Below are 26,843 nucleotides of genomic sequence, written 5' to 3' on the forward strand. Positions count from 1 at the left end.
TACAATTGTAAAGTCGGGCATCCTTGATGCGTATCGACCAAAAACTTTACAACTGTAAAGTCGGGCACCTCGATGCGTTAACTTCTTGTTAACGAAAAACGCCTTGAAGAATCGGAGTCAGTCTGGCATCTCTGACGGAAATGATCTCGTAAAGTGGTCAGAACCGTCAAGAGGATTGAATGTTGCAGCCAGCTTCTCAGAGCGTCAGAGACACTGCGTCGAAGATCGGGGTTTACACCTCGAAACTCTCTGCGGAGCTGAACGATATGCGTGAGGCTGTCTATCCACCCTCTGCGCAGAAAACATTTGGCCGGACATTCTCAACCCTGGACCTGGTGCGGTTACTCAAGGTTCCGGAAAGTACTCTTCGCCAGTTGACGCTGGAAGGGAAGGGGCCTTTGCCCGAGCGTGCAGAAAACAATAGGCGAACCTACACGATAGAACAGGTCAAGGAACTGAGGGCATTCTTGGCCGAACTTCGTCCGGACGAAGCTGGCGAACTGCTCCCGCATCGTCGCAAAGGGGAAAAGCTTCAGGTAATTGCTACGGCCAATTTTAAAGGTGGTAGTTCCAAGACAACCACTTCTATCCATCTTGCACATTTTCTAGGGCTTCAGGGTTATCGGGTCCTGTGTCTGGATCTTGATCCGCAAGCATCGATGACTGCGCTATTTGGTATTCAGCCCGAGTTCGATCTCGGCGAGAACCAGACAGCCTATGCAGCCATTCGATATGACAATGAGAGGCGGCCGCTCGCTGAAGTGATCCGGCCAACCTATTTCCCGGGTGTCGATCTAGTTCCTGGAAATCTGGAGCTAATGGATTTTGAGTTTGATACCCCATCCTATCTGACCTCGAAAACCAGAGATGACTTGGGTTTGTTTTTCGAGCGGTTAAGCAGCGCCCTGGCCCGTGTCGATGATCGATACGATATCGTGATCATCGACACCCCACCGTCCCTTGGATACTCGACGCTCGCCGCTCTTTACGCAGCCACGTCCTTAATCATTACCGTTCATCCGGCGATGCTCGACGTTGCATCGTGCAATCAGTTCCTGATCATGATCTCCGATCTATCGGAAGTTCTGGGGCAGTTTGGAGCTAAATTTGAGCATGACTTTTTCCGTTTCCTGCTCACTCGCGTGAACCCGAATGACGGGCCCCAGAAGTACATGTCTGGAGTCATGCGCCGGTTGTTTGGTGATGATGTACTCGTTGCGGAGGCGCTCGAATCGACGGCAATCGCCGGTGCAGCGGTAGCGAAGAAGACCCTATACGAGCTTGAGTCGGGCGAGGTCGGTCGTGAAGCGTTGAAGCGTGCAATTGAGAGCGCTGATCGAGTTAACTCCGAAATCCTCGACCTCGTTCACAAAGTTTGGGGGCGTAGCACATGAAGAAAAGCATCCTTCAGCGAATGGCGGCCGCCGAAAACCGGACAGAATCTACTGTGGTGTCGGACGCGTCTGACAAGCACTCGCTGGCGCGGCGGCACTCTTCACCTGTCATTTCCAATGTGGGTCGAGCACTGACACAGCTCACCGAAGATAGTGTCATTTCACTCGATCCTGACCGTATCGACCGCTCCCCCTATAGAGATCGCTTTGGCAACGACGAAGATGCGGCCAAAGAGCTCGAGGCGCTTAAGGTTTCTATCGCAAGCGAAGGCCAAAAAATTCCGGTTCTCGTTCGGCCGCATCCGACGAAACCGGATCATTATCAGCTTGCCTACGGGTACCGTCGATGGGCGGCGATCAAGGCCATAATGACAGAAGCGGATCGACCGGAGACCATAAAGATTCGAGCGTATGTTCGAGAGCTTTCCGATCGGCAATTGATTGAAGAGCAATCGCTTGAGAATGGTGTTCGGGAAAACCTGACCTGGATCGAGCAGGCAATGTGGGCAGTACAGCTCAAAAGTGCTGGCCTTTCCCATCGCGCCATGTGCCCAATCTTGGGAACTTCAGAAGCGGCAATATCGCATCTGTTTCGAGTGACGGAGGCGGTCCCCGAAGACATCATTCTTGCGATCGGTAGAGCAAAAGGAGTTGGTCGACCGAAATGGACCGCATTTGCCGAGTTGCTGAAAGATCCGAGCAGCGCAGCACGTGTTCGCAAGATAATCAACACGGTCGAGTTTCGAGGCGCTGACAGCTCCAGCCGTATTGCCCAAGCGATACGAGCTGCAAGTGCTGCAGCCGACAAAGTGACTGCGGAACCAACTGAAGAGATTGTTGACTTCGCCGTGGGTGACCGAGTTTTTGGCCGCATGAAGAGTAATTCGGCTGGAACTACGGTCTCAATCCCGAAGCAGGAACGCGCTTTCGCGCGCTGGCTGGCGGACCGAATGCCTGATCTTCTAAACGAATACAACAATCATTCCGATCCAACTCACCAAAAGGTGTGATCGAGACACTCGTTAATTGGTCAAGAGGAGAGACCGCGACAAAAGAAAAAGGCCCCCAAAACGTTTCCGTCATGGAAGCCTCTCTCAATTCCTAGCAAGATCGAGAATCGCATTTCCATGAATCCCAGTCAAGAGTCTTTGGCATCGTTTTGGTGAGCGGATTTCTTTTGCCTGAAGAAAGGTGAAGGAATATGCAGACGGGAAATGTGACGACGCCCTTTGGGCGGCGGCCGGCTGTGCTTGCTCTTGTAAAGAGGCAGCTCCAGACGTCCGAGACGAAACCAAACCGCCCGGTCGAAAAATGGAAAGTGTTTCGCGACGCCTGTGAGGCCCGTGAACGCCTTGGCCTCCAGGACAGGGCGCTGACTGTGCTGGACGCATTGCTGACGTTTTATCCAGAGAGCGAGCTCAACTGCGATAGTGGATTGGTGGTCTTTCCATCCAATGCCCAGCTGTCTGTCAGAGCGCACGGCATTACCGGAACGACCTTGCGGCGGCATTTGGCTGCCTTGGTCGAAGCCGGGCTCATCCAGCGCAAGGATAGTCCGAACGGCAAGCGCTACGCTCACCGTGACAAGGGTGGCGATATCGAGCAGGCCTTTGGATTCGATCTTTCTCCACTTTTGGCTCGCGCTGCGGAACTTGCAGCACTGGCACAGGAAGTCGCTGCTGAGCGCCTGCAGTTCAGACGAACTAAAGAGGCGCTGACTATCTGCCGGCGTGATGTACGCAAGCTAATTTCCGCCGCGATGGAGGAGGGGGCTGACGGCGACTGGGAAGCCATCGAAGACATGTATGTCGGCATTGTCAGCCGACTTCCCCGCAATCCTGACCGTCGCCAGGTGGAGGCAATCCTCGACGAGATGCAGCTTTTGCGCACCGAAATCCTCAACCTTCTGGAAAATCAGTTAGATTCTCAAAATATGGACGGCAATGCTGTTCAAAATGGCTGCCACATACAGAATTCAAAACCCGAATCCATCTATGAACTTGAACCTAGCTCTGGAAAAGAGCAGGGCGGAGCCGTCGTGCTGGAAGTAGCACCCAAAGCGGTTGCTCAGCCGTTTGCAAAGCCGGAACAGATGAAGGCGTTCCCGCTGTCGATGGTCCTGAAAGCCTGCCCGCAGATTTCGGACTACGGGCCCGGCGGCACGATCTCCCATTGGCGCGAGCTGATGGGCGCCGCGGTGGTGGTACGATCAATGCTTGGTGTTAGCCCGTCGGCTTACCAGGAGGCTTGCGAGGTGATGGGGCCGGAGAACGCGGCGGTTGCCATGGCTGCAATCTTGGAGAGGGCAGGGCATATCAATTCGGCAGGTGGATATCTCCGCGATCTCACGCGCCGGGCGAGGGTAGGGGAGTTCGGACTGGGACCGATGCTGATGTCGCTGATGCGTGCAAATGCGAACAGCGATCGGAAAACGGGGTGAGGGACGACGCGTTCCTAAATGGCCATCACTTGACGGCCCTTTCCGTTCTTCAATCGTCTGTCGGGGTATCGACCTTGGATGATTTTCGACCTGGTGGCCGGCCAGGGGGACGGCCTTTCCTGCTGACTCTCGCCGCTTTTCTAGTAAGTCGTTGGCGTTCGGCCTCAGCTTTTGCTTCGGCCTCCGCTTCCGCTTTTTGCCGAGCTTCAAGAACATCCTTAGGCGTCAGTTGGCCAACTATACCGATCAAACTGCGTATGGTGTCATGCGGGAGGTCATGAATGAGTCTGAAGAGTTCAACCCGATCATCGGCCTCTTCAGGATTTTTACCGTAGAGATGAGGTGCTGCGGCATGAATTATCTGCATCGGCAGGAACCCAAGGAGCTCGGAAAGGTGAATCATTCGAGAGACGGTCAGTCGCGAAATGTTCAGTTCGTAGCGGCTGTAGACCACTCGAGCGAGACCAGCCAGGGTCGCGAAATCACTCTGGGTCAGACCAGTTTTCGCGCGTTCGTCGAGTAGGAATGCGGAAAGTTTTGCGTCGATCTCGCCGAAGCTGACTATGCCGTCGAATCCCTCCTTGCGGTACAAGGGTCTCTGGAAATCTGGATCTGTAGTCTCAACCAGTTCCCTTGATTTGATATAGTCGGATAGATTCCGCACAGTCGGTATTCCCTCAGTCCCCAAATCCGCCTGTGGCAGATATCACGCACCATAACGTGCCATTAAGGCACTGTCATCCTGCGCGCCAGTTACAAAGCCCTAACAAAAGTGGGGGGAATGAATGCCAGGATGCTGATCTCCTCGATATAAAACCCGCAACTCAGGGCGCGTTGTCCATCACCTCAAGATCCAGTGGGAGCATTCCTGTTCACGGCTTTCGCAGCGATCAGGTTCCAGCTGTGGGCGCTGGATTGAAAAACGCCTTCGACCGTTCTTTCTTCGGAGATCCAGCTCAGCTTCACGCGCATTTCGCATGCCAATAAAAGCTGGTCGATGCTGATGCACCTTGTGATCAAAATCTCAGACTTCGGCCCAAATGTCTCAAAGTCCCACATCGCAAACCGGAACAGCTCCCGTTTCGCGTGTTCGTTGGTTGGCCAATCAGCTTGTTTGACCGGCTCGGCTGGAGAAGAACCAATAAGAGGCATAGTCCTCTTTATGGACTGAATGTCGATCCCTGCCTTCTCCGCTGCTTCAGGGTTGATCAAGAAGCCAAGGGTGGTGCCCACGGCCACCCCGGCCAGAAATCGAAGGTCGAGGATCAATAACCATTATCCTTCAGGAACTGGTCGATTGCGGCCTTGACGATCACCGTCATTTTTAAGTCGTTTTCAGAGGCTGCGCGCTCCAAGCGTTTCTTGGTGTCGTAATCAAGAGGGCAATTGACGAAGTGCTTGCTCTCGCGCGCCTTGTTCTGCTTGAGCTCCTGCAGTCGTATTCTGGACGCCTCACGCTCCAACGACTTGTTCGTCGCTCTCTCCCGGCGAGTCTCCGGTGAGGGCAAAATCAAACTTGATCTTGGGGGCACCTGAACGGCTGGTACCTGAGCGGGAGCTTCTTCGACAGCGACCTCGTCCGGTTGATGGCTGGCGACCGCGTTTTCTGCTTCGTTGTCTATAGCCGGCTGCGACATTGGATTGGGTACATTCCCCCGGGACCGTCGCGGTGCAACGGGAAAATCAGATATGCTGGAAGTCCCTTTAGCCATCTTACGACCTCTTCTGCTCGTTCGGCAGGAAACGTTCAATTTCTTGCATCAAGGTCATGACCTCGCTCCGGGCCTTTTTGACTGAGTCGCTCAGCTCCAGCATTTGTAGCGTCCCATACCTATGCCCGCTACGAAAACGCCTCCTCCTTGATGACAGTAGGACGCCTACTCCACGTTTTCGAAGTCCTGAATATCACCCCGGAAGAGTTCTTCGGTCCTCTCGTCAACGAACAGCCCTCTCGCTCGAAAGCCGAGTCACGCGAAGCCCTGAGAGACCAGCTGATGGAGGAAACGGTCGACCACCTGAAAAAGCTCGACGATACGACCTTGAAGATGGTGCGTGACCTGGTGATCGCCATGGAGCCCCGGACGATCGGAAGGCAGTAAACGAATGGCGCGGCGAAAGCCGCGCCATAACACTCAGCCGGTTGGGTTTGGTTTCCGCCGCGCGCCGGCCGCCTTTGGCGAACAGCTGGCGCTCATGCGGCGTCCTTCCCCCCTTCTGGCGAAGGCACCGCTCGGATCGATCGGCGCCAGTCCGAGATCCGAGAAGGACAATGAAGAACATCGGAGCTTTCAGCATAGCGCCGCTCCTCCTTCTGGGGCGGGAAAGCGGGAATTCTCGACACGGTTTTGACGGAAGAAGGGAAGCCGCAGGAGGCTTAGCATAGCGCCGCGAAGCGGAAGCCGGGACCGACTTCCCCGCCAAAACCGTTCCGTTAGATTCGACAGTGACAGGAAAGGTGATCCCATGACCAATGCTTTTGACCAGGCACTGCAAAAGGCAACCGGCGGCTACCCAGTCGATACGCTGATCGTAACCAAAAACGAGGATGGCGAACCAGAAGTGTCCATGTTCGTCCTCAATGCGGACAATCAGCTGCTTCACGTTTCCTATGACCCAGAGGGCGGTATCATATTCAAAACCGCTCAACAGGACGAGCTGCTATTCTCGCGCCAACTCCTTGAGACCATCGCGAAGATGCAGGTTTCGGCGGACAGAAGATGGAAAGAGCTTCAGCGTCATTGGGTGGACGACAAGGCGACCTGGGAGGGCTTTGAACATCTTCTCGATACACCAAATATTCAGTGAAGCGAGCGCGTCGGCTCCGGCAGCAGCTTTACCATCTGCTTCACGACCGTTCGCAATTTTCTCCAGTCTCGTAGATCGCCTTCGTTTACGCGCTCCTGGATAGCCGTTAGGACCCATCCCACGCAGGCGATATCGTCTGCAGCGCGATACTCGTCCGACCGATGGAAGCAAGCGACGATGCGAGGCCGTGCGCCTTCCTCGGTCTTCGGAATCTGCGAAACCAGATCCTGCGCTTCTCGATAGGCCTTTGCCACACGTTTGAGGTCATCTGGCCCGGCTTGAGTGATCATGCCGACGGTCCACATCAGCGTATTTGACAGGTGTTCCACTTCGTCAGTCATGGCGATCCTCATTCCTCTCCATTGTGACAACGCCTCAAAAAGCTAACACCACGCAGACACTCGCGTTAGGTGCAAATCTGCAGATTAGGCTCGCGTCATGTTCCATCTTGACTTTTAGCGGCCCATGCGTTCCCTGTTTGTTCCTTTCATTCAGTATCACGAAAGGACCAGTTTGAAATGCTCGCCGGCCTGAAAATCGAGGCAGAAGTCTATGTGCCTCTCATGCTCCACGGGTTATGCGCCGGCTTTCCGTCACCCGCAGATGACTACATCGAAGAATCGATTGACCTCACAAAGCTCCTCATCCGGAACCCGCCGGCGACGTTCTTGTGGAAGGTCGACGGCAATTCGATGCGAGACGCCGGAATCTTCCACGGGGATTTGATCTTGGTCGACCGCAGCCTGCGCCCGGTCGACGGCGATATTGTCGTAGCGACCGTACATGGCGAGCGGTCGTTGAAGCGGCTGCGCATGACAGGTGGTCGCCCGCGGCTGATGTTCGAGAATTCGGACATGCCTCTGTTCGACCTTCCGGAGATTGCGGAAGTCGAGATCTGGGGCGTCGCGCTCTGCAACGTTCATTGGCTGCGACCGAGGAGAAAGGGATGACCTCCTTCGCGCTGATTGACGGCAACTCATTCTATTGCTCCTGCGAGCGCGTCTTCGACCCGTCGATAGCCAAGCGCCCGGTGATTGTCCTGTCCAACAATGACGGTTGTGCAGTTGCAAGGACGGCGGAGGCCAAGGCGCTCGGCATTGGCATGGGAGAACCCTATTTCAAGATCCGTGACCTCTGTCGCGACAACGGCGTGGCGGTCTATTCCAGCAACTACACCCTTTATGGCGACATGAGCGCCAGGCTGAATGCGATCTATCGGCAATGGTCTCCGGATGTTGAGGTCTATTCGATCGATGAAAGCTTTCTGGATATGACCGACATCAGGCCCGCCGATCGCGTTACTTTCGGCCGCGATCTTCGGTCCACGGTTCAGCAATGGACGGGAATCCCGACTTGTGTCGGCATTGGCCCGAGCAAGACACTGGCGAAGTTCGCAAACCACGTTGCAAAGAAGAATCCGGAGCTTGGCGGCGTCTGCGACCTGACAGATGCATTCGTTCGGCAAAGCTGGCTCGATCGCGTCGAGGTTGGGGAGGTTTGGGGCGTCGGATCGGCATCAGAGCGAAAACTATTCGGCCTGGGTATTGAAACAGCCGGCGACCTAGCGCGTGTTGATGCGCGGCTTGCCCGCAATCTTCTGAGCGTGGTGGGGGAGAGGACGGTTCTGGAGCTGCAGGGCATTTCATGCCTGCCGCTTGAAGACGTGCCGCCACAACGGAAGGGCTGCGCCGTAACCCGATCCTTTGGAGCGCCAGTCACGGATCTTGCCGGAATGCTCGAGGCAGTGGCGGCCTATGCGATGAGGGCAGGGGAGAAGCTGCGTCGGCATGGCCTTGAGGCGACGCATATGGCGGTCTTCATGCACACATCGCGCTTCAACCAAAAGGACAATCCGCATTCGGCGCAAACGACGGTGCATTTTGCCGAAGCATCGAATGACACATTCGACCTGATCCGGGCAGCGCAAAGCGGAGCGCAAAAAATTTTCAGGGACGGCCATCGCTATGCGAAGGCCGGCATCATCATGAATGATCTGGTGCCGGCGCAATCACAGCCGCGCCCTCTCTTCGAGGCACGTGATCGCAATCAATCAGAACGGCTTATGACCGCACTCGATGCGGTCAACGGCAAGTTCGGGCGAGGATCGCTCATCCCTGCCTCGGCCGGAATCAAGCGTCACTGGCAAGCGAAGTTTGACCGCCGATCGCCGCGTTACACGACCAATATAAAGGAGCTGCCAGTCGCGCTGGCAAGGTGAGGTCTAGACCATGAGTGATAAGCCGCCCTAATGGGGCGGCTCGTCGCTGATCAGCGCTTCGAAAGCAGCATCCTCTTCGGCAAGCTTCGCTTCGGCTGACGCTAGCTCGGCTACGATCTGCTGGCGCTCGGCCTGGTCGATGGACGCTGCAAGTTCAGCGCGCAGTTCGTTGATGTGGTCGTAAGTGGTCATCGTCAGCTCCTTTGAATGAAAACAAAGGTGCCGGACCGATAAGGGAGGGTTTGGGTCAATGACCGCCGAAGGCGGCCTACGGGGCGTGGGGGAGCCGATTTCGTTGCGCAGCGGCGAAATTGGGGGACCGCGTATCGTTGACGCAACCCCTCCCTTGTCGGTGTAATTGGCTAATGTTGAGAGAGAATATACCTCTCCGTATGGCACCTCTTTTGCTCTTTCGGAGCAGCTACGCGCGGCAGACGTTTTGGGTTCGAAGGGATCCCCGAACGACTGATAATCCAGTGCTATTCAGAGAGCATGCCTGGAGCATCATGGTTCGCAATGCGCTGCAGAACCATGCGAAACATCATCCCGCGGGCGAATGATGGGTTCATCGCGCCGGAATAACATGGCGCTGCGCCCTTGCGACGGTCGCGGGCACGCGCACATATTGCGCGACCCCAAGATCATGGTCGTAGTCGCCGAGGTGGAACTGTAGCCCGTTCAGGATACGCTCACAGGAGTCGACAATCTTTTTGCGATCCTTGATCGGGTTACTGTGAAACAGCTCGTTGCGTGTCTCCTTGATGACCCGCATCGTGTCGTTAAACATGGTTTTCGTGAAGGTGAAGCCTAGGACAGAGTCCGGGGCAAACATGTCGCGGATCAGGGGCCAGTCCGCCTGCATAATTGTCCATATATCACCCAGGGTAAGGCAATAGTAGAACTCGTCGGTTTTGTTGTTTCCCGTAACATTGTTGATATGCTGCTGGCTGACCATATTGTCGAAAACTCGCCAGACAGCTTTCACGAAAGCTGGATTGACAGGCGTACCCAGAATGTTGGGAAAGGCAGTGTAGGTCTGCCCGTTCTGCCGCGCATTGCGGATCAGCGTCCACCAGTCCATCCGCCCAAAGCGTTCTTCTAGGTAGTCGGCAAGCACCGAACGCAGAGCGTTCTCCACCGCAAACACGAAGGGGTAGATCGACGAAAATTCTTTCACCTTGCGGGTATATATCCTGTGGAGCACGAGCCTCTGCTCAGGTGTCGGTATCTGCTGTAGGGCTTGGACCTGAACCGCTTCGCGAATACTATCGCGTAACAGCGTGGGGTTGAGGGTGCGCATGTCAGCCTTGAAGTGATCCACCTGCTGCGGTGTGGGGACGAATGTCAGGTATTCACCCAGTAGCTGTGATGTCGGCACATGCCGCTTGGTGATGCTGGACACTTGCTCCCCCTTGCAATGCGAGTCTCTTTTCCCTATAACATAGCTACTCGCTGAGTGGTGGCACAATGGTGTTGCGAGCCCATGGCCTTACCATGGCACTTGGAGAGTCTAAACGGAATTTGGCTAGGCGTGGTCTTCACAGACTGCGCCTTTAGTCATTTTGGGGTGCTTTTCGGCTCTGGTGTCCAACGATTGGGTTCAGATAATGTCCGTCGCCTTGATGGGAATCGAACCTGCAGCCGCGCCGCTGCGAGGCTGAGCATCTTCAGACATCGACCATTAATTTCAGACGGATAGCGAAGCCTCAACGACTATGTTGAGGATTACGATGCTTCTAGAAAATTTGATATTGGAAAGGGCACCGTAAAGTTGACCGACACCAGTCAAAAATGGTGTCCCGCGGCTTTCGCTTATACGGTTTGCAGGCGGGCGATTTCGTTCCACATCTGCATGGCTTCGGTTCTCAGTTCGCGATGATGGTCTGATGAGATCTCGTGGAATGTGAAAAAGGTTGGCGACAGGATCATGAATTGAAACGAAACGCTGGAGATGTCGGGCTGTCTTGAAACGCTTCATGATCCGTTCTCGCCGCCGGGTCGGTTGATGGGAATTCTCCGCTCGGTTGTTCAAGCCTTTGTGCGACCGGTGTTCAACGCCGGGCATGATGTCACGCTTTGCCGCACCATATGATCGCAGTTTGTCGGTGATCATGACACGCGGCGAATGCGCATGTCCTTTCATGAGCTTTCGCATAAGGCGTTTGGCGGCCTTGGTATTGCGGCGGTTCTGCACCAGTACGTCGAGAACAAAACCGTGCTGATCGACGGCGCGCCAAAGCCAGTGTTTCTTGCCAACAATGGAGATGAGGACCTCATCGAGGTGCCATTTGTCGCTAAGCCGACCGGCGGATCGCCTCCGGATATCATTGGCGAAATGCCTGCCGAATTTCTCCACCCAGAGACGCACGGTCTAATGCGAAACGATGATCCCACGCGCCGCCAGCAGATCTTCGACCATGCCCAGACTGAGAGGAAAACGAAGATAGAGCCACACGGCGTGGGCAATTACTTCGGCTGGAAACCGATGACGGCGATAAAGGCGATCACAAGTGACTTGGGTCATGCTGAAAGATCGCACAGGTCGATCGCTGACAAGTTAACTTTACGGTGCCCTGGAAACACCTGAGAAGCAAGGCAGAGATGCGGCGGCCAGAGTCCCGACCAGTGTTACGCCAAAAGTCCCGTCACACGGCAATTCAACGCGGGCCACTGACGGTCTGGTGTCCGACCATCTGCCAGCGACCATCCCGGAAGCGCCAGACCGTCATAAAGCGGCTGTCAACCTCCACGGTCCTTTCGGGAAGACGAACGCTGCCCTTCATCGTGCCGAGCGCCATCGCGACCCCCGTCGCCAGATCGACGACCTTCTCCACCTCGAGGACAAGGCGCTCATACACGGTTGCGCCCCCAGCGATTTTTGCGAGATAGCTTTCCCGGCAGTCCGAGCCGCCCGATGAATGGCCATAATGGAGGCTTTCGTCCAGCAGATCACGCAAGGCATCGACATCCCCGGCCAGCATAGCCCTTTGTCGGGCTGCCTCCCTGTGGACAACGCTTTCTGCCGCACTCATATGCCTCCCCTCCATATCCAATCCAGGCTGTCCCCAATTCAAAACAGCGCCAGAGTAACGAACGAACTCCGGCGCTGCGCCTCTCAGATGAGCGGTGTTATCTGTTGCTTCACGTCGAGAAGTGCTTTGCCGTAGACTTCGTAGGCAACCTGCGGAGCGACCACGGCATGGCGAGCGGCGACAGCCGAATCTCGCCAGATGCGCTGAAGCGGACTGATATCCGCAAATGAACCAGCACCATGCGCGAATAGAAGGATGTCGATCGCACGTGTGATCTTCTCAGCGACCAGGCCGACATCGGCTCGTACACGCGCTCTCGTTTTCAGATCCGGATAGGTCCCCGCAGCGGCGGCATCATCGATGTCCGCAGCCGCCCGATAGGCGTGCAGGCAAGCGCTGTCGATCATCATCGCTGCTTCGCAGAGCTGAAGCTGGAAGCCGGTGGATTCCGCTTGGGAGGTGAGGAATGTATAGGAAATCGGCTTCTTTGCCGCCCGTGATGTCACGTATTCAAGGGCGGCTCGCCCGAGACCGAGTTGCGGACCGACGAGGACCAGCGACAAAATCGGCACAAACGCCCCACGGTAGGTACTTTCATTGCCTTTGTGTTCTGTCGGATAGTCTCCCCCAATCGCACTGGGAACCGAAAGAATGCGATGATCCGGAACAAAAACGTCTTCCGCAACCAGACAATTGCTGCCTGAAGACCGCATGCCGGCAACGAACCACGTGTCCTCAAAGGACAGCTCCGAACGTGGGATAAGGGCAAGACCCTGATCAATGGTTTCACCGGCATCGTTGACCACGGGTATTCCAAGCACACCCCAGTCAGCGTGCCAGGATCCGGAATTGTAGAACCATTTGCCGCTGACGCGCAGTCCACCTTCCACGCGCCGTGCCGTCGATGTTGGACCAAGCACGCCGCTGACACGAGCCTGCGGATTCGCACCGAACACGTCGTCCTGCGCCTTTTGTGGATAAAGCCCCACCAGCCAGGCACAGACATTGGTCAATGTGACGACCCAAGCCGTGCCGCCATCGGCTTCCCCGACAATGGTCGACATATCGAGCATATCCCTCATCTTGCCTTCGAACCCGCCGTACCTCCGCGGCATCGCGAGACGGAACGCCCCGGCCTCCTCCAGAGCATCGATCACCGGCTGAGTGACCCTGCGGTCTTGCTCGCCCTGAGCCGCATGTTCCCGGATGAGTGGCTGCAAGCCCCGGACACGGTCGAGCAACGCTGCGACCGTGTCCACCGGCGCACGATAGCTTTGAGCTGCAATATGATTCATGGTTTCCTCCTCCTTTAACTTCAACTTGCGCATGCGACGATGACGTCGCCAATTGTGTGGGATCGATCCTCGATCAGTTTCGAATGGGTTCCAAATTGCCGCGCCGTGTAGACGAGCGGTGGTTCATCACTCGAATGGGCATACGTCACGCGTCCAAACAGGAGCGCGTGGTCCCCTCCCTTGACCTCTTCATGGACGTCGCAGGCCGCGAAGCTCGCGCAACCCGGGAAGCGGGGCAGCCCCCTTTCAAGATGCCAGGGGACACCGGCAAACCGGTCGACGGACTTGCTCGCAAAAATCAGTGCGAGATCCGTCTGCCGATAACCGAGCAGGTTCACGCCGAACCGGCCCGATGCCCTGATTTGACCGAGCAGCCCGGACCCTTCGATCAATGCGATCGATATCAACGGTGGATCAAGCGAAAGAGACGCAAAGGACGATACGGTCGCACCGTGCGCCTTGCCGTCAGTCAGTGCCGTTACAATCGTCACCGGCGCCGGAACGCCGGCCATGAGACGCTTGAAAACTTCCGGTTCCATATCAGCCATGGTTTCCCCCAATGTCTAAAGCGCCACCGAGGGATATTCTCGACCGAGCCAGTGAGAGAGTTTCCGACCGAATTCGAGCTGAAATGCCAACGGTCCGGAACGGGCTGTGTATTCCTCTTCAAAGACCGCAATGAACAAAGTCAGGTTGAGGAAGAAATGCGCACCCATCTCGAAGAGAGCAACATAGTCATGGTTGATCAGGGCCTCGCGCTCTTCAGGCGTAAAGCTGTTGACGGTCGAGATCTCGACCGACGTCAGCATCGGCCCAATGGACTGTTCCCAGGTTTCCACCATGGCGCGCGGGTTTGTCCTATAGCGCTCAAGAAGGTCCGGATCGCGGTCGATCTGGTAAAGAAACTTGTTCACCCAATATTTGCTCATCAGACAGTCTCCTCAACCCTGGCCGTTGTCACCAATGCCGGCTTCTCGCCGTCCGGATACCATGTGAAATAGGCTTCCATCGTGTGGTAGAGATCGAGCGTGTCGGCATAGTCGGCCTTTACCGGCCCGGCGACGCCCATCATCAGGATCATATTGAGGAAGCCCTGTGTGGCATTGCCCGATTGCACCATGGTTTCGAGGGTCACGTTCTCGAAGATCGCCTCGATATCGCCATTGGCAAGCCACTCAACGGCCTTGCGATCAAATTCCGGATCGGGGCCGGAGGGACCGAATTGACGCGGGCCGCCAAGCTCCAGCGAGAGATGGCCCGTGCCGATGGCAGCCACGCGCTTGTCCGAGGGCCATGCCTCAATGACCTTTCGGATGGCACGGCCGAGGTTCCAGAACCGTTTCACCGAGGCGAGCGGCGGGACGAAGATGTTGGTGTAAATCGGCACGACCGGAAGGTCGGCGTCGGGCCGCACGGTAATGATCGGGCAGATGATTGAATGATCGATCTTCAGTTCGTGACTGACGGAGAAATCGAATCCCTCCTCCATGAGCCCCTCATGCATGAAGCGGGAGAAATCTTCATGCCCCTCCAACACATATTTTGGAATGCCAAACTCCCGCTCCTCGTTATAAAAGGTCGCGTCGTAGCGCGGCGCCTTGCCGATGAGGAAGGTTGGATAATTGTCGAGAAAGAACTGATGGAAATGGTCGGAACCGACCATGACCAGAATGTCCGGCTTCGCCGCCGTCAGCGTCTCCCGATAAGCCTCGACCTTGCGCTTCCATTCCGAAGCCTGCGGAATCTGTTCTTCCTTCGGCGCTGTCGTCGCCCTCAGGTAAAACGGATGATGGGTCGACGCCAGTGTAGCCACCAGTTTTGCCATATTTTCTCCTCCCTGCCCGGCCCTCCGCCGGAGAAATGCGAAATTGAATTCTATTCGGCCGGGTACGCAAGCCTTTGCTGACCGATGGCCTCCACGTCCTGTTGAGCCGGCGGCCACGCGCCTGGCTTCGTGCGAAGCGCGCTGCGGATGGTTTCGCCGTCCTCGTCGATACGTGGCGCCGCCTTGACCTCATTCTGGCATTCGCCGTCGAAGCGATGCGGAGGGCGCACGGAGAACTCGGCGCCCTCGCGACGTCCCGTCACCGGCACGATCATGCCAAGATGCTTGGCCTGCGGGTCTTCCACGACGTCTGGGATGGTGTTGACTGGTGCGAGGGGTACGTCGAAGCCGGCGAAGCGCTCCAGCCACTCCGCCCGGTCGCGACTACGAAAAACGACTGCGAGTTCGCCACGCAGTTCCTCATAATTGTCAATGCGCTTGGTCCGAATGTCGAACCGCGGGTCGCTGGCGAGATGGCTGCAACCGGCCGCTTCCACCAAAGCGTCCCAAAATTTATCGAGCGAAGACAGGTGGAAAGCAACGAGCTTGCCGTCGCGGCACGGCACCATGAAGGCCTGGGCCAAACGCGGCCGATCGCTGGAAACGGGAACCTCACCAAGGGCAAAATAGCCCATGAACGGCTCGACGGCGAAATGCATCATGGCCTCCAGCATGGAGATTTCCACGAGCCTCCCCTTACCGGTGCGCGCCTTTTCCACCAGTGCTGCGGCAATCCCGAGCGCGGCGTAAAGGCCGGTGATCGCATCGGCCAGCGCTGGCCCCATGAATCGTGGGTCCTGCGGGTCAATGATGACACTGAGAAAGCCCGATACCGCCTGGGCGACAGAATCATAGACCGGACGGTGCGAATAAGGCCCGTCTGGTCCAAAACCGCTGATCGAGCAGTAGATCAGGCCAGGATTGATCTGTTTGAGCGTATCGTAATCTGCACCGATGCGCGACGCCACGCCCGGCCGGAAGTTCTGGATATAGACGTCTGCATTGCGGATCAGGTCGTAGAAGACCTCGCGGTCTTCATCGCATTTCAGGTCCAAACCGATGGCCCGCTTGTTGCGGTTATAGGCCTGGAAGTGGGCGCTGTAATAGCCGCTCTTGAAGCTGCGATAGGGATCGCCATTGCCCGCGCTTTCGACCTTGATGACGTCGGCGCCGAGATCGGCCAGCATCATGCCGCAGCAGGGACCGGTGATGAAGGTACCTTGCTCGACAATGCGAACATCGTTCAGGATTTTCAGCATTCGGCCCTCCTCAATTTTCGTTGGCGACGAAGCCGTCCGGAGCCAGGCCGTCATATTCGATAGCAGCCGCCGCGGCATGCGACATGATGAACCCGATCGGGCGGGTCTGTTCCTCAAGCAGATGCCCGATAAGACCTGCCGTTCGCGCCAGCAGGGGAACGCCCTTGAGAGCCAGCAGCGGATAGCCAGCATCCAGAAGGACGCAGGGAATAGCGCTCGACACGTTCATCATCAGCGCCTTGCCGACAACGTCGGGAAGAACAGCCTCGACGGCCTTGGCAATCTGACAATAAGTGCTGGAAACCTCAGTCTCCTCGGCAAGCGCCAGAAGCCGTTCGGCACGAGGGTCGCGCCCCTTGTGCAGAGGATGACCGTAACCGGGAATGGCGCGCCGCTCTGCCCGGTAGGCGCGGACAACGAATTCCGCAGCGTCGGTCAGAGAAACGGACTTCTCCTCACTTTCCACGACGATCTCATGGAAGAAACGGCCGGCGGCCTCGGAAGCGCCGAGAATGACCGATCCGCAACCCAAAAGCCCCGCAGCGACCGCGCCCTGCATAGCCTCCGGCGATGCCGCAAGCGTCATCCGCGCGGCCTGCACCGACGGTACGAGACCGTGCTCGGCGATGGCGACCAAGGTCGCATCAAGGATACGCCGCTGCTTCGCATCGGGAAGAGAACCGGCAACCAGCAGCCATGTATATTCCGTGAACGAAACTGAGCCGATCAGACCGTCCACCAGATCGTGCCCGCGCACGATGATTGTTTCCGGGTTCGATGTGCATATCGATTGATAGGGGGCCGATTGCTTGCCGATCTTCATGCTGCATCCTCAAGATAGATGAGGCCGCATCGCGGATCGCGCGCCATATGGGGATGCCGGGTGTCCCGCCCTCCTCCTTGCGCTTCGCCGCACCAAAACTGGCGCGATCCGCGTTGCTTCCTCCCATTTCATTTATTCGCTCAGCGAATTTATATTCGTATATTGAATTGCCAGGCATTGAGATGTCAAGTCCCGCTTCGGCAAAACTTAACGCTCAGCTCTGAATATCGATTGCATCGGCTATTTTAGCGCTCCAATCGCAGGGGTCAGCGAGTGCAGAAGCGCAGGCATGCGGCTGAAAAGCTGGGAAATCCGGTTTGCGGCAAGCCTCAATTCGGGCAATCGCTGCTCCAGAAGCTCGTCCGAAGTCAGGCGCGGTGTATAGCCGGAACTGTTGATGGCACAGACGGTCCGCCCCGTGGCATCCTTCACCGGCACAGCAATCGCCGTAATACCGTAATCCAATTGGTCGACGGTGATTGAATAGCCCTTTACCCGGACCTCGGCGAGAATATCTCGAAGCCCGGCCTCCTCGGTCACAGTATAGTCCGTCAATTTGACAGGGCTGAATTCCCGGAAATAGCCATCGACATCATCCGCCGGTAGCGACGCGAGGAGCACCCTGCCCATGGAGGTGGCGAAGGCGGGGTAAGTCACGCCCAGACTCGCCGTCCGGCGCACGCCGCGGCTTTCGGAAATATGGGCGACGTAGAGCACATTCATGCCGTCCAACACCGCCATGTTGGCTGCATCGCCAAACAGTGACGTCAAGCGCTGGAGTTCCGGCATGACAGCTTCCTCGACGCCGAACGCGTTCAGATAAGACGAGCCAAGGGAGAGAATGCGGGGAGCGAGCAGGAAATGTTTGTTGTGCCGCCGAATGAAGCCGAGAGCCTCTAATGTCAGAACATTGCGGCGAACGGTAGCGATCGGCATGTCCAGCTTTCGCGAGAGATCCGCGAGTGTCATTTCCGGATCAGCCGCGTCAAAAGCCTCAAGAACCGAAATACCCCGGGCCAGAGCCTCCACAAATTCCGGCGAACTGCGATCTATCATGACAATCGACTCCTCATCTCCTTTTTGGTTCGCATAAGGAATTGACAAGGACAAGATCACAACACGCCTCGCTAAGAACTTTATGTTTGCCTAGCGAATTTAAATCTGAGGGAGAGCGGGGACAAAACTGGGCGATCGGACCTCCAGATTACCACACCAACGACAGCAACTCATTTCCAGGTGGCAGCCCCGACCACTCTCGCGCAATTTGACGGATGGAGACAAACCGACGCAACGAGAGCATTGGACCAATCGTCCGATCTTTTTTGCTGCAAGCTTGCCAAACGCGAGACCGATCCGCTCAAGTTGCAGGCAGTATTCAGGGATTTGCAAAGCAAGTCAGGCGGCAAGCCTCGGATCGCATAACGACCGTCAAATTCAGCGACGCCGCCCAACCTTTTGAGAACATCTCAGCAATCCGATCACAGGTTTCTGCGACGGACGCATCATGCACTCCGAGCTTTCATCCCCAAGGACTAGGATAACTTCAGGACAGGGAGGACAAGACATGAATCGAACGTCCCGCCGCCATGCACATGATGTTGTCCGCTGTTGATCAGGTTTCTGTAGCCCAACAAACCTGCATCGGGTTCTATCGGCCTACCCTGAATGATGAGACGAAGGGTCTCTCCCGGTTCGAAAATCGTTCCGCTCGGCAGGATTTCGATATCGACTGGCACCGTCTCCGATGGCGTCAGTTTTAACTGACGCTCGTGCTTATGCACAGGCTGCAGTTCTGTCGAAGCGTTCTGATCCAACTCCCGGTGTGACGCCCGCAGCCAGCCTCGGGCGACGACATCATTCGGGTTCGTCCCGCCAAATCCATAGAAGAAGACCTGGTCGCCATCTGCATCGATTTTCTGCAGGGCGACAAAAAGGTCCAGGTCGTCCGTAGCCTCAGGAGAAACCCACAGGCGAACCTTCGCACCGCCGACGATCATCAGACGCTTGTCGATCTTGTAGTCCAACTGAAGTCCGACGCCAGCCTGCGAGTCGTAAGATCGCTTGGCGGCAGCCTTCGGACGTTCGGCGACAAGCTCCGCCGCTTCCAGATCCAGGTAAAGCGTGGTCGCCACGGTATCTTCCGGAGGCCAGGCTTTGCGCGTTATCACCTCGAAGTCAGTTCGAGTCTTGTTCACCTCCAAGGTTACGGGTGCCAGGTCGGCGAGGCCCGTACCTTCGCCTTTAAGATAGTAATCGAGAAACCGCCGTTGAAGCTCCAGTCCTTCCGGGGCGTAGTAGGCGTCCCATTTTGGCCGCCGATGATTGACCAGCCATTTCTCTGAAGAGCCAATTTTTTTGAACCCTTCAAACGTATCTCGCGTATGCAGCCCCTGATCTGAAAAGCTTGCGCAAACGAGAGCTGGCGCCTTGATGTCTGCGAGATTCGTCTCAAACGACTTCCAATACTCGTCAAGGAGCGGATGGGCGGCAGCATTCACGAGATAATCCGGCTCGATGTAACCGGATGCAGGATTGTGATTTGCTTTGATCCAGGCGTCCCAGAGCCACCACATAAAGGTAGTTTCCGGGATGCCACCCTTGTAAAACCTCCGGTAAAAGTCGTTCCAACCCTCCCACAGCACGACGGCCGACAGGTGGGGCGGCTGCATTGCCGCCACCCCCCACTGTGAAATGCAGAGATAAGAAACGCCATTCAAACCGACACGACCGCTCGACCAGGGCTGAACTGCGGCCCATTCGATCAGGTCGTAATAATCCAGCCGATCTTGAAGGTGGAATGGACCGGTATCGCCCTCGGATTGGCCTTGACCTCTGACATCGCCCTGAACGACAACGTAGCCGAGAGATACCCAGTAATTGGGATCAGGGGCTTCAAAGGCCGTATGATCCGAAATACTGATCTGCCCCAGATGCACACCCGGCACTTGTCGGAACACTTCGTTTTGCAGAAACTGGTCCTTGCCGTATGGCGATACCGCCATGATAACGGGGAACCGGCCTTCGCCGCGCGGTCGAAACACGTTGACGCTGAGATGCACGCCATCGCGCATCTTCACTCTGACGCCCTGCTCAAACACGATATCGTCCCGCAAGGGGCTATACGAGATCCGGATGTCTTGCTCGGTTACAAGATGATTGGTCATTTCCTTCTCCATTTCTAAATTTTGTATAGTCTCACACCCGCTGGTGTAAAACTTGATTACTTCACCAGAATCGAAGGAAACTTATTTACCAAGTGGCATATTGAACTGAAGCCATACTCGATCGCCGTTTGGCCTGTACTCAGTATCGAATTCGTGTTGCCATTTCAGCGCCACGCCGCCGCCGCCAACGGCGTAGCTAATCTGAGGCCCGATCGCAAAACCCTGCTGACGGAAGCCATCCCCGACAGTCGCACCAGCGACCGTGTCATCGCTAATCTGCTTGATGGCATAACCTTGCAACCCGATTCCCAAATTTGGCAGCGAGTCGAATGCCCGGTAGTTTGCGCCCCAATCGAGGAAAAAAACTGTTCCTGATTGATAGTCCGTCGAATGGTTCTTCGTATGGAACTCGGCGCCAAACGAAGCTGAAAGCTCCAGCTTGCTGCTGGGGAACCATGTCAAATTCAGATTTGGAGCAAAGCTGTAAAAGTTGTTTGAAACATCTGTCTTCGTCGGAATGAAGAGATCAACCCCGCCATAGGCAAAGAAGTTTTTCTGGGCGTTGCTCCAACCCAAATACAAAGGCTGCAGTGTAATATCACCCACGGCAAATTCGCTTGAGTGACTGAAATCCGTCCTGATATCGAGGTCGACAAACGGCACGACAACCGCAGAACTTAACGTGAAGGGACCAAAGGTGCCGTCCCAGGTGTGAAAAATGCGCGTGGCGTTTAGGAACGCATCCGAGTCAAATCCCGGCACCAAGCTGTCTCCGGAACCATCCGAAAAATCTGAAGCGCCGTAGTATACCGTATAATTTTGGATCCACGTTTCACCAGGCGCCGGAACGAGGCCATTCACTATGGTATTAACGCCCACCGGATAGGCTGTAGTCCCGTTTTCAGTCGCCATCGCTGGAAAATCGTTCACCAGCATCGCTGATAGCGTCACGATATACGCAGCACATCTTGAATTTATCATGGTTTTACCTCCCGATTTTCATCGTCGATATTCGATATTTTCTGATCTATTTAGGATCGATACGTTTTCGTTGCGGCCGGTCGGAATCTATTTCGCTCGCGAAAAGCCGCTAAGGCGGCATCTTGGGCAGACCATCCGCATCCTCATGCGGCTCCCCCATTCCGATGCAGCATCTGTTCGTAAAAGTGGCTCCCCTCTAGCCGCTCTCCGTGCCTCCCCTCCAAAAGGCCGATAAATTCGTTAGACGAATTTATATTCGTATTTATGCTTGTTGCAATTGGACCTGTTGTCAAGCGTTTAAAATGACGCCGGCAACGAACACTGGGCTTTTCAGTCTGGCTGAGGCAAGATTGCGTCCACGAATGCACTGCCGGCAAAACCGAAGTCGCCGTCAATACTCTATCCCTTTGTTTTCAAATCACTCCAGACGCAAACCCACTTCGCACTTTTTGCTGGTCTTGCTCTAGATTGAGTTTCGGCTCATGCCCTGTCGGGCCTCCTGAGCCTCAGCGGGCGTCACGACAGGAGCCAGTTTCCGAGGAGCGGTTTCCTTCAGCGCCAAAATGACGAAGAAGCCAAGCGCAAGCCCGCCGAGTGCGAGATACAGGGTGTACTGAATCCCGAAATGCTGGGCCACGTAACCGGCAACGATCGGGGCGATACCACCGCCGAAGATTTCGCCGATGCCAACCACCATACCGGATGCGGTCGTCATCAACTGGGGAGGAACCGACTCCGCGCTCAACGGGCCGACGGTGAGGCAGATCATGCTGAAATTGAAGAAGCATGTGCCGAAAAGCATCACGAACAGCAGTGTCGGATCTGCGCCGACGTTGATCAGCCCGATCAGAAAGACGATGGCTCCGATGACGCTGACGAGCATCACGGGTTTGCGTCCAAGTCGGTCGGAGAGCGTTGGCATGACGATCGTTCCGGCAGCAGCGCCAAAGCCAATCGCCGAAAGTACGAACCCCATCTGAAGCATGTCGAGGTGGATATAGTCGATCAGATAGCTGGGGAACATCGCGCTCGTGACGATCAGGCAGGTAAGCCAGCAAAACATATTCGCGATGTTCAGGGGAATATTGCGGTACCTGAAGATTTCCTGCCATCGACCGCTTCCCACCGGCTCGACCGAGGTATGGACCTTGATCTCGGATACGACCGGATCGCGCAAAACGCGGAAAAGAAGGAAGGCGATGATCAGGCCTGGAATGGCGAGCAGAAAGAAGATTGTTCGCCATTCGATGATCTGGAGCAGCTGCGTAATCAAGATCGGCGCGACAGCCAACCCGAACAGCGGCAAGGCGGCTTGCTGTATCCCCAGATTGCGCCCATGCCGTTGAGGCGCAGAGGCCTCAAGGGTCGCCACGATGGCGGCCGGAGTATAGGCACCCTCGAATACGCCCATCAACGCACGAATGAGAATGAGACTGCCGATACCAGCCGCCAAGCCATGAAAGCCAGCCAGCAACGAGAAGATCACCAGAGCCCCGGCAACAACCTTCCTGGGCCCAATCTTGTCGGTGATACGACCCATCAGGATCGCTGAAACACCCCAGGTGATCGCCAACGCGCCGGTGATGTGGCCGAGGTCCTGATAGTTCAGGCCGAGGTCCTTCACCAGGGCCGGAAACATCGGGATGACCATAAAGCGATCCAGTCCCACCAGCCCAAATCCCAAGGACAACAGCGTAACTGCCTTCCATTCATACCGTGTATCTGGGACACGCCCGCTCTCGTTTAACATTTTCCCTCCTCCGAATATCAGCTATGGGCAATCAGACCTCCCGAATTGCCCGAATGGGTTCAGATGGCACGATGACGCGCCGGGCTTGGTGCTTCTCTCCCAGGAGCAACGTCCGAAGCCTTGTGTATGCCGAGATCTCTCAGCAACTGCTGGAGAATGTCCCGTAGACGGCTCGCATCCCGTGCGACCCCGTAAAGGTAGTAGTCGGGGCGCGCGACAAGGCTGCTCAAGCCGTTCGACCTGAAGAATGCTTCGTACTTCCCGGTGATGTCCTGAATCGTGTTCGAAGAGGCGCTGGCAGGACGCTGCGCATGAACCGCCACGAAATTCGCACCGAGGCCTTCCAATTGATCAACCATCTCTTGAGGCAACGTTTCACGCGGATCGTGTTCCCAGCCCAGAATGGAGAAACCGTCGCCGACGACCGCGTCATAAGGGCCGCTTCTGGACTCTGCAGAGACCTGGCCATGAACACCAAGCTGTCCAGCAAAGGGCGACAGATATCCCCGTGGCTGGTACAGAAGGCCGGTCTTGAGGTCCGGGAATTTCGGGGGCGGCGGTGCGAGCCCCGAGAGGAATATTTGATCTCTTGCCGCTGCTTCTGCCTCGTCGGCGACGCAGATGATCTTTCCAAGTTGAACAGAGAGGTTGATCACTTCCGTCACATGGTCTTTCCGCTCCTCGCTGTAACTGTCGAGGATGGCTGCATCGGCTTTGCCCGACAGGACGAGATCGAGCCTCCAAGTCAGGTTCCAGGCATCCCTCAAACCTGAGCACATGCCCTGTCCCATAAATGGAGGCATCAAATGAGCAGCGTCCCCAGCAAGAAGAACCCGACCATTCCTCCAGTTCGCCGCGACCCGCGAACGAAATGTATAGAGGGCGTGCCTGATGAGCTGCGCCTCGTGAGGACCGATCCAGGGAGACAACAATGACCAGACCTTTTCCGGCTGTTGCAGTTCCTCCATTGTCTCGCTCGGCAGCCGCATGAACTCCCAACGCCGATGTCGACGGCCGTTTTCAATTCCGCCTGGAACAAAGGTGGTCGGACGGGAAGGTTTGCAACTCTGACCTGCCTCGGGAATCCGCAGTTCGACACCTTCGTTCGGCAACACGTCGACGACCAACCAGTCAGCTTGAAAACCCAGGTCCTGCCATTCGATCCCACTCTGTTCGCGAACCTGGCTGTTGGCTCCGTCTGCGCCAATGAGAAACTTTGCTGAAATCGTTTTCGTCTGCTCGGGATTGACGCGCTGGCATATGCGAAGCTTGATGCCAGCGCCGTCCTGATCGAAGTCGATCATCTCCCAGCCGGAATTGATCTGGACGTCCGATATGCGGCGAAGCTCGCGATCCATCATCGCTTCAAGCGAGGGCTGATGGAAGAAATAGGCCTCCGGCCCTCCCGAAACCGATTCAACGGTCCAATCGATGTCGAGCAGCATCTGGCCTTGCGCACCGAACCACTGGTATCTCGGTGAAGGCGCAGACACCTTTGCGAGTTCGTCGGCAAGACCAAGGGAATTCATAACCCTTCGTATCTCGTGATCCATACAGACTGCACGCGGGAAGGGATAAGGTTCGTCCCATCGTTCAACGATGGAGACCGAGTATCCCCGTCTGGACAGCATCAGGGCCAACCCCTTGCCGACAGGGCCATAGCCCACAATGGCGACGTCGAAAGTGTCATTTCGCATGTCTTCAAACTCCTCCCACCCGCTGACCGCGGGGAGCTTCTCAAATTCTTGACCATCGATCCTCAAGGCATGACGGTCGGAGACCCTGCAAACTTTCGAAGCCGCACAGCCTGATGCTGTTTCAGCCACAGGCGTTACCACCTGACATTCGAGTCAGGTCACAACGTTCCCTGCAGGTCGGGTTAACGGCAGATCGTCAAGGGATGACAGGCACGAGCAACCTTGACGGAAACTCCGGTCCCGTATGGACACGGCAACTACCCTTTTTGAGCGTGTCCCACTGGCGTGTCTCCCCGCCTTCCCATTGTCCAGGAATGGACCAGGACTGGACAACGAGACGCAACGTCTCTCCGACCTGGAACTTCGTGCCTGATGGCATCAACGGGACATTCACTTCCGTCACTTGCCCTGGCACCAGTGGAGAAGAGGAGGACAAGTCGAGAACGGGGCGCCATTCAGTGGAGCGCGCACTGTTTAGCCTGCGCTTGGAGGCTCGGAGCCAGCCGCGCGTGACCGGGCCGTTTGCATTGCCGCCGGAAGCACTGAAGAAATAGACCTTGTTTCCATTGGCATCGATTTTCTCGATGCCGACGAAAATGTCGGCGTCATCGCTGTCCTGAGCCTCGATAAACAGCTTCAGCGCCATGTGCCCGACAAGTGTCGTCGGCCTTTCGAACTTCAGATCGAACGAAAGCGAGTTTTGCGGATCGCCAGCATTTGTCGCTGTAATAGGTTTCGTGACGGACGATGCCCCGTGAACAGAGCTTAAAGCGGCTCTCTCCGCATCAAGATACAAAGTGTCGTAGGACGTGGCAGGGAGCGGCCAGTTGTCAGCGGTGACAACCTCATAGTCGAAGCGACTGTCGTTGATCTCCAGCCGGACAATAGGTTGATTTTGGAATGCGGAGGCATCGCCTTTCAGGAAGCGATCGAGAAACGCCCGCTGATATTCAAGCTCGTTCTTTCCATAGAACGCACCCCACTTCTGCCGACGATGGCCATAGAGCCACTTGTCCTTGGATGCGATGCGGGTGAATGCGTCGAATGTATCCCAGGTATGCAGCTCCTGATCTGAAAAGCTCGCGCAGATCAAGGCCGGAATGCTGATCTTCGTCGTGTCATATTTCCAATCGAACAACAGCCGCTCGGGTCCGTGTGCCGCATGATTGACGTTAGGACCAATCCATTGGCTCTTGAGCCAGCCGGGGAACGCGATCTCGGGAATGCCGCCATATCCGCCCGCCGGGCCCGATTCGTTGATCCCTTCCCAGGGAATGATTGCCTTGAGAGCGCTTGGCGCGGGGTCTTTCGCCGCGATCCATTGGGTGGCACACAATGCCGAGACCCCGGACATGCCAATGCTGCCGCTGCACCATGGCTGCTTGACGAGCCACGAGATGATGTCATGCCAGCGCTCCTCCAGCGGCGGATCAAGCGTAGGATTGGACTCAGATCGTCCCATTCCGGGGTGATCGACGAGTACAACCACATAGCCATGCGGCACCCAGTAGCCTGGGTCCGGTGCTTCGAACGCCGTATGGTCGGAAATGCGAACGCTGCCAAGGTAAAATCCGCCGCCCGGAACATTGCCGACAGGGGCATCCCTGAAATTGTTCCATTGATCATAATTGTCTTTGCCATACGGCGTCGACGTGACGATCACTGGCGCAGCCGCCGCTCCTGGCCGCCGAAAAACGTTTGCTGCGAGGCGAATGCCATCGCGCATCGGAATCAGCACCTCTTCCAGTGTAATGTCGCCTGGAAGGGGATACGTCACCAAGTCGAAGGGGTGTTCCTCCAGATAGTTCGGCTCTCTCCGCGCTTCCACGGACGGTGCTACCGCGTTCATTCTCTCCTCCCTGATAGTTTCAAATCCCGCAAGCTCTGGCTTTACTCTGCCCCACGGCCTCCTCCGCCGGTCAGCAATTAATTCGTTAGACGAATTAATATTCGCATGTTGAATGAGGATGTTTGTTTTGTCAACGAGGTCCAGTCCACATCGTCGCTGCCCATGACAAAGAGCCGGAGTAATATCTGTTCGCGCAGGAGCGCTAAGGCCGAACGGAGCGTGGAAATTCCACGGTGTCGTTTCGCAGTTAACCGGGCGCTGGTCTGCCCCCTGAAAAGTGATCCTTCATGAAGTATGGCTTGAGAGCCTCA

Annotated in this window: 26 protein-coding genes and 1 pseudogene; 7 read left to right on the plus strand and 20 right to left on the minus strand. The window is 56.2% G+C overall.

Annotation, left to right across the window (positions count from 1 at the left end; genetic code table 11):
* Positions 1-179: 179 nt before the first annotated feature.
* The 3 genes from repA (at position 180) to repC (ending at position 3,834) form a co-directional block, all read left to right on the plus strand.
* Positions 180-1,394 (plus strand): plasmid partitioning protein RepA, encoded by a 1,215-nt coding sequence (repA, locus tag DFO46_RS23350; RefSeq protein ID WP_102022175.1) that lies wholly within the window; start codon positions 180-182, stop codon positions 1,392-1,394.
* Positions 1,391-2,404 carry a plasmid partitioning protein RepB gene (gene repB / locus DFO46_RS23355; RefSeq protein WP_120279303.1) on the plus strand — a complete coding sequence of 338 codons (1,014 nt, stop codon included), beginning with the start codon at positions 1,391-1,393 and terminating at the stop codon, positions 2,402-2,404. The genes repA and repB overlap by 4 nt, the downstream gene beginning before the upstream one ends.
* Positions 2,405-2,595: 191 nt before the next feature.
* Entirely contained in the window at positions 2,596-3,834 is a 1,239-nt protein-coding gene (repC, locus tag DFO46_RS23360) for a plasmid replication protein RepC (RefSeq protein ID WP_120279304.1), read from the plus strand.
* 49 nt (positions 3,835-3,883) lie between these two features.
* On the opposite strand, the gene DFO46_RS23365 is transcribed toward repC, so the two are convergent.
* From DFO46_RS23365 to DFO46_RS24210, 3 genes are all read right to left on the minus strand, one after another.
* On the minus strand, positions 3,884-4,426 hold the full coding sequence (locus DFO46_RS23365; protein WP_245422712.1) for a helix-turn-helix transcriptional regulator: 543 nt from the start codon (positions 4,424-4,426) through the stop codon (positions 3,884-3,886).
* Positions 4,427-4,680: 254 nt separating this feature from the next.
* Positions 4,681-5,103, minus strand: coding sequence for a hypothetical protein (locus tag DFO46_RS23370; protein ID WP_120279305.1), 423 nt, complete (start codon positions 5,101-5,103; stop codon positions 4,681-4,683).
* Positions 5,100-5,471: a hypothetical protein gene (locus DFO46_RS24210; RefSeq protein ID WP_245422713.1), complete on the minus strand. Its 372-nt coding sequence runs from the start codon at positions 5,469-5,471 to the stop codon at positions 5,100-5,102. Before DFO46_RS24210 ends, DFO46_RS23370 begins: the two co-directional genes overlap by 4 nt.
* A 225-nt stretch (positions 5,472-5,696) precedes the next feature.
* Here DFO46_RS24210 and DFO46_RS23385 point away from each other — a divergent pair, with 225 nt between their 5' ends.
* Both DFO46_RS23385 and DFO46_RS23390 read left to right on the plus strand, forming a co-directional pair.
* Positions 5,697-5,933, plus strand: a complete 237-nt coding sequence (locus tag DFO46_RS23385; protein WP_120279306.1) for a hypothetical protein — start codon at positions 5,697-5,699, stop codon at positions 5,931-5,933.
* Between the two features lie 364 nt (positions 5,934-6,297).
* The gene (locus tag DFO46_RS23390) at positions 6,298-6,639 is read left to right on the plus strand and encodes a hypothetical protein (protein ID WP_120279307.1); all 342 of its coding nucleotides are present in this window, start codon (positions 6,298-6,300) and stop codon (positions 6,637-6,639) included.
* Here DFO46_RS23390 and DFO46_RS23395 read toward each other — a convergent pair.
* Complete coding sequence (locus DFO46_RS23395) at positions 6,633-6,980, minus strand: hypothetical protein (protein WP_120279344.1); 348 nt, start codon at positions 6,978-6,980, stop codon at positions 6,633-6,635. The two genes, DFO46_RS23390 and DFO46_RS23395, sit on opposite strands and share 7 nt — an antisense overlap.
* Before the next feature lie 177 nt (positions 6,981-7,157).
* Here DFO46_RS23395 and umuD point away from each other — a divergent pair, with 177 nt between their 5' ends.
* Together umuD and DFO46_RS23405 are read left to right on the plus strand one after the other, a co-directional pair.
* On the plus strand, positions 7,158-7,589 hold the full coding sequence (umuD, locus tag DFO46_RS23400; protein WP_245422714.1) for a translesion error-prone DNA polymerase V autoproteolytic subunit: 432 nt from the start codon (positions 7,158-7,160) through the stop codon (positions 7,587-7,589).
* Entirely contained in the window at positions 7,586-8,857 is a 1,272-nt protein-coding gene (locus DFO46_RS23405) for a Y-family DNA polymerase (RefSeq protein ID WP_120279308.1), read from the plus strand. The genes umuD and DFO46_RS23405 overlap by 4 nt, the downstream gene beginning before the upstream one ends.
* A 27-nt stretch (positions 8,858-8,884) precedes the next feature.
* Here DFO46_RS23405 and DFO46_RS24030 read toward each other — a convergent pair whose 3' ends face one another.
* The 16 genes and pseudogenes from DFO46_RS24030 to DFO46_RS23480 all read right to left on the minus strand — a co-directional run bounded on the left by DFO46_RS24030 (position 8,885) and on the right by DFO46_RS23480 (position 26,532).
* The gene (locus tag DFO46_RS24030; RefSeq protein WP_183042021.1) at positions 8,885-9,049 is read right to left on the minus strand and encodes a hypothetical protein; all 165 of its coding nucleotides are present in this window, start codon (positions 9,047-9,049) and stop codon (positions 8,885-8,887) included.
* A 373-nt stretch (positions 9,050-9,422) separates the two neighbouring features.
* Entirely contained in the window at positions 9,423-10,259 is an 837-nt protein-coding gene (locus DFO46_RS23410) for a hypothetical protein (RefSeq protein WP_120279309.1), read from the minus strand.
* Between the two features lie 410 nt (positions 10,260-10,669).
* A pseudogene (locus tag DFO46_RS23415) lies at positions 10,670-11,381 on the minus strand (IS6 family transposase).
* Positions 11,382-11,514: 133 nt separating this feature from the next.
* Positions 11,515-11,889 (minus strand): nuclear transport factor 2 family protein, encoded by a 375-nt coding sequence (locus DFO46_RS23420; protein ID WP_183042022.1) that lies wholly within the window; start codon positions 11,887-11,889, stop codon positions 11,515-11,517.
* A gap of 83 nt (positions 11,890-11,972) precedes the next feature.
* Positions 11,973-13,184: an acyl-CoA dehydrogenase family protein gene (locus DFO46_RS23425; RefSeq protein ID WP_120279311.1), complete on the minus strand. Its 1,212-nt coding sequence runs from the start codon at positions 13,182-13,184 to the stop codon at positions 11,973-11,975.
* Positions 13,185-13,204: 20 nt separating this feature from the next.
* Complete coding sequence (locus tag DFO46_RS23430; RefSeq protein ID WP_210210666.1) at positions 13,205-13,732, minus strand: flavin reductase family protein; 528 nt, start codon at positions 13,730-13,732, stop codon at positions 13,205-13,207.
* 15 nt (positions 13,733-13,747) lie between these two features.
* The gene (locus DFO46_RS23435) at positions 13,748-14,113 is read right to left on the minus strand and encodes a hypothetical protein (protein ID WP_120279313.1); all 366 of its coding nucleotides are present in this window, start codon (positions 14,111-14,113) and stop codon (positions 13,748-13,750) included.
* Positions 14,113-15,009, minus strand: a complete 897-nt coding sequence (locus tag DFO46_RS23440) for an extradiol ring-cleavage dioxygenase (RefSeq protein ID WP_120279314.1) — start codon at positions 15,007-15,009, stop codon at positions 14,113-14,115. Before DFO46_RS23440 ends, DFO46_RS23435 begins: the two co-directional genes overlap by 1 nt.
* Positions 15,010-15,059: 50 nt before the next feature.
* Entirely contained in the window at positions 15,060-16,268 is a 1,209-nt protein-coding gene (locus DFO46_RS23445) for a CaiB/BaiF CoA-transferase family protein (protein ID WP_120279315.1), read from the minus strand.
* A gap of 10 nt (positions 16,269-16,278) precedes the next feature.
* Positions 16,279-17,091 (minus strand): citryl-CoA lyase, encoded by an 813-nt coding sequence (locus DFO46_RS23450; RefSeq protein ID WP_120279316.1) that lies wholly within the window; start codon positions 17,089-17,091, stop codon positions 16,279-16,281.
* A gap of 240 nt (positions 17,092-17,331) precedes the next feature.
* Positions 17,332-18,207, minus strand: coding sequence for an IclR family transcriptional regulator C-terminal domain-containing protein (locus DFO46_RS23455; protein ID WP_147412799.1), 876 nt, complete (start codon positions 18,205-18,207; stop codon positions 17,332-17,334).
* 416 nt (positions 18,208-18,623) lie between these two features.
* Positions 18,624-20,255 carry a CocE/NonD family hydrolase gene (locus DFO46_RS23460; protein ID WP_183042023.1) on the minus strand — a complete coding sequence of 544 codons (1,632 nt, stop codon included), beginning with the start codon at positions 20,253-20,255 and terminating at the stop codon, positions 18,624-18,626.
* Positions 20,256-20,336: 81 nt separating this feature from the next.
* The gene (locus DFO46_RS23465) at positions 20,337-21,236 is read right to left on the minus strand and encodes a transporter (RefSeq protein ID WP_120279319.1); all 900 of its coding nucleotides are present in this window, start codon (positions 21,234-21,236) and stop codon (positions 20,337-20,339) included.
* A gap of 463 nt (positions 21,237-21,699) precedes the next feature.
* Complete coding sequence (locus DFO46_RS23470) at positions 21,700-22,986, minus strand: MFS transporter (protein WP_120279320.1); 1,287 nt, start codon at positions 22,984-22,986, stop codon at positions 21,700-21,702.
* Positions 22,987-23,045: 59 nt separating this feature from the next.
* Complete coding sequence (locus DFO46_RS23475) at positions 23,046-24,812, minus strand: bifunctional 3-(3-hydroxy-phenyl)propionate/3-hydroxycinnamic acid hydroxylase (RefSeq protein ID WP_210210667.1); 1,767 nt, start codon at positions 24,810-24,812, stop codon at positions 23,046-23,048.
* A gap of 67 nt (positions 24,813-24,879) precedes the next feature.
* On the minus strand, positions 24,880-26,532 hold the full coding sequence (locus DFO46_RS23480; protein ID WP_120279321.1) for a CocE/NonD family hydrolase: 1,653 nt from the start codon (positions 26,530-26,532) through the stop codon (positions 24,880-24,882).
* Positions 26,533-26,843 lie beyond the last annotated feature (311 nt).

Origin of the sequence: Rhizobium sp. AG855 (assembly GCF_003610655.1) — a bacterium.
Classification (GTDB): Bacteria; Pseudomonadota; Alphaproteobacteria; order Rhizobiales; family Rhizobiaceae; genus Allorhizobium; species Allorhizobium wuzhouense.

Coding starts and splice junctions, on each gene's coding strand:
- DFO46_RS24030 (WP_183042021.1), bottom strand. CDS start 9,049: ATGACCACTTACGACCACATCAACGAACTGCGCGCTGAACTTGCAGCG.
- DFO46_RS23480 (WP_120279321.1), bottom strand. CDS start 26,532: ATGAACGCGGTAGCACCGTCCGTGGAAGCGCGGAGAGAGCCGAACTAT.
- DFO46_RS23440 (WP_120279314.1), bottom strand. CDS start 15,009: ATGGCAAAACTGGTGGCTACACTGGCGTCGACCCATCATCCGTTTTAC.
- DFO46_RS23420 (WP_183042022.1), bottom strand. CDS start 11,889: ATGAGTGCGGCAGAAAGCGTTGTCCACAGGGAGGCAGCCCGACAAAGG.
- DFO46_RS23470 (WP_120279320.1), bottom strand. CDS start 22,986: ATGTTAAACGAGAGCGGGCGTGTCCCAGATACACGGTATGAATGGAAG.
- DFO46_RS23390 (WP_120279307.1), top strand. CDS start 6,298: ATGACCAATGCTTTTGACCAGGCACTGCAAAAGGCAACCGGCGGCTAC.
- DFO46_RS24210 (WP_245422713.1), bottom strand. CDS start 5,471: ATGTCGCAGCCGGCTATAGACAACGAAGCAGAAAACGCGGTCGCCAGC.
- DFO46_RS23395 (WP_120279344.1), bottom strand. CDS start 6,980: ATGACTGACGAAGTGGAACACCTGTCAAATACGCTGATGTGGACCGTC.
- DFO46_RS23460 (WP_183042023.1), bottom strand. CDS start 20,255: ATGACCAATCATCTTGTAACCGAGCAAGACATCCGGATCTCGTATAGC.
- DFO46_RS23445 (WP_120279315.1), bottom strand. CDS start 16,268: ATGCTGAAAATCCTGAACGATGTTCGCATTGTCGAGCAAGGTACCTTC.
- DFO46_RS23450 (WP_120279316.1), bottom strand. CDS start 17,091: ATGAAGATCGGCAAGCAATCGGCCCCCTATCAATCGATATGCACATCG.
- DFO46_RS23425 (WP_120279311.1), bottom strand. CDS start 13,184: ATGAATCATATTGCAGCTCAAAGCTATCGTGCGCCGGTGGACACGGTC.
- DFO46_RS23435 (WP_120279313.1), bottom strand. CDS start 14,113: ATGAGCAAATATTGGGTGAACAAGTTTCTTTACCAGATCGACCGCGAT.
- DFO46_RS23465 (WP_120279319.1), bottom strand. CDS start 21,236: ATGATAAATTCAAGATGTGCTGCGTATATCGTGACGCTATCAGCGATG.
- repB (WP_120279303.1), top strand. CDS start 1,391: ATGAAGAAAAGCATCCTTCAGCGAATGGCGGCCGCCGAAAACCGGACA.
- DFO46_RS23430 (WP_210210666.1), bottom strand. CDS start 13,732: ATGGCTGATATGGAACCGGAAGTTTTCAAGCGTCTCATGGCCGGCGTT.
- DFO46_RS23405 (WP_120279308.1), top strand. CDS start 7,586: ATGACCTCCTTCGCGCTGATTGACGGCAACTCATTCTATTGCTCCTGC.
- DFO46_RS23385 (WP_120279306.1), top strand. CDS start 5,697: ATGACAGTAGGACGCCTACTCCACGTTTTCGAAGTCCTGAATATCACC.
- repA (WP_102022175.1), top strand. CDS start 180: ATGTTGCAGCCAGCTTCTCAGAGCGTCAGAGACACTGCGTCGAAGATC.
- repC (WP_120279304.1), top strand. CDS start 2,596: ATGCAGACGGGAAATGTGACGACGCCCTTTGGGCGGCGGCCGGCTGTG.
- umuD (WP_245422714.1), top strand. CDS start 7,158: ATGCTCGCCGGCCTGAAAATCGAGGCAGAAGTCTATGTGCCTCTCATG.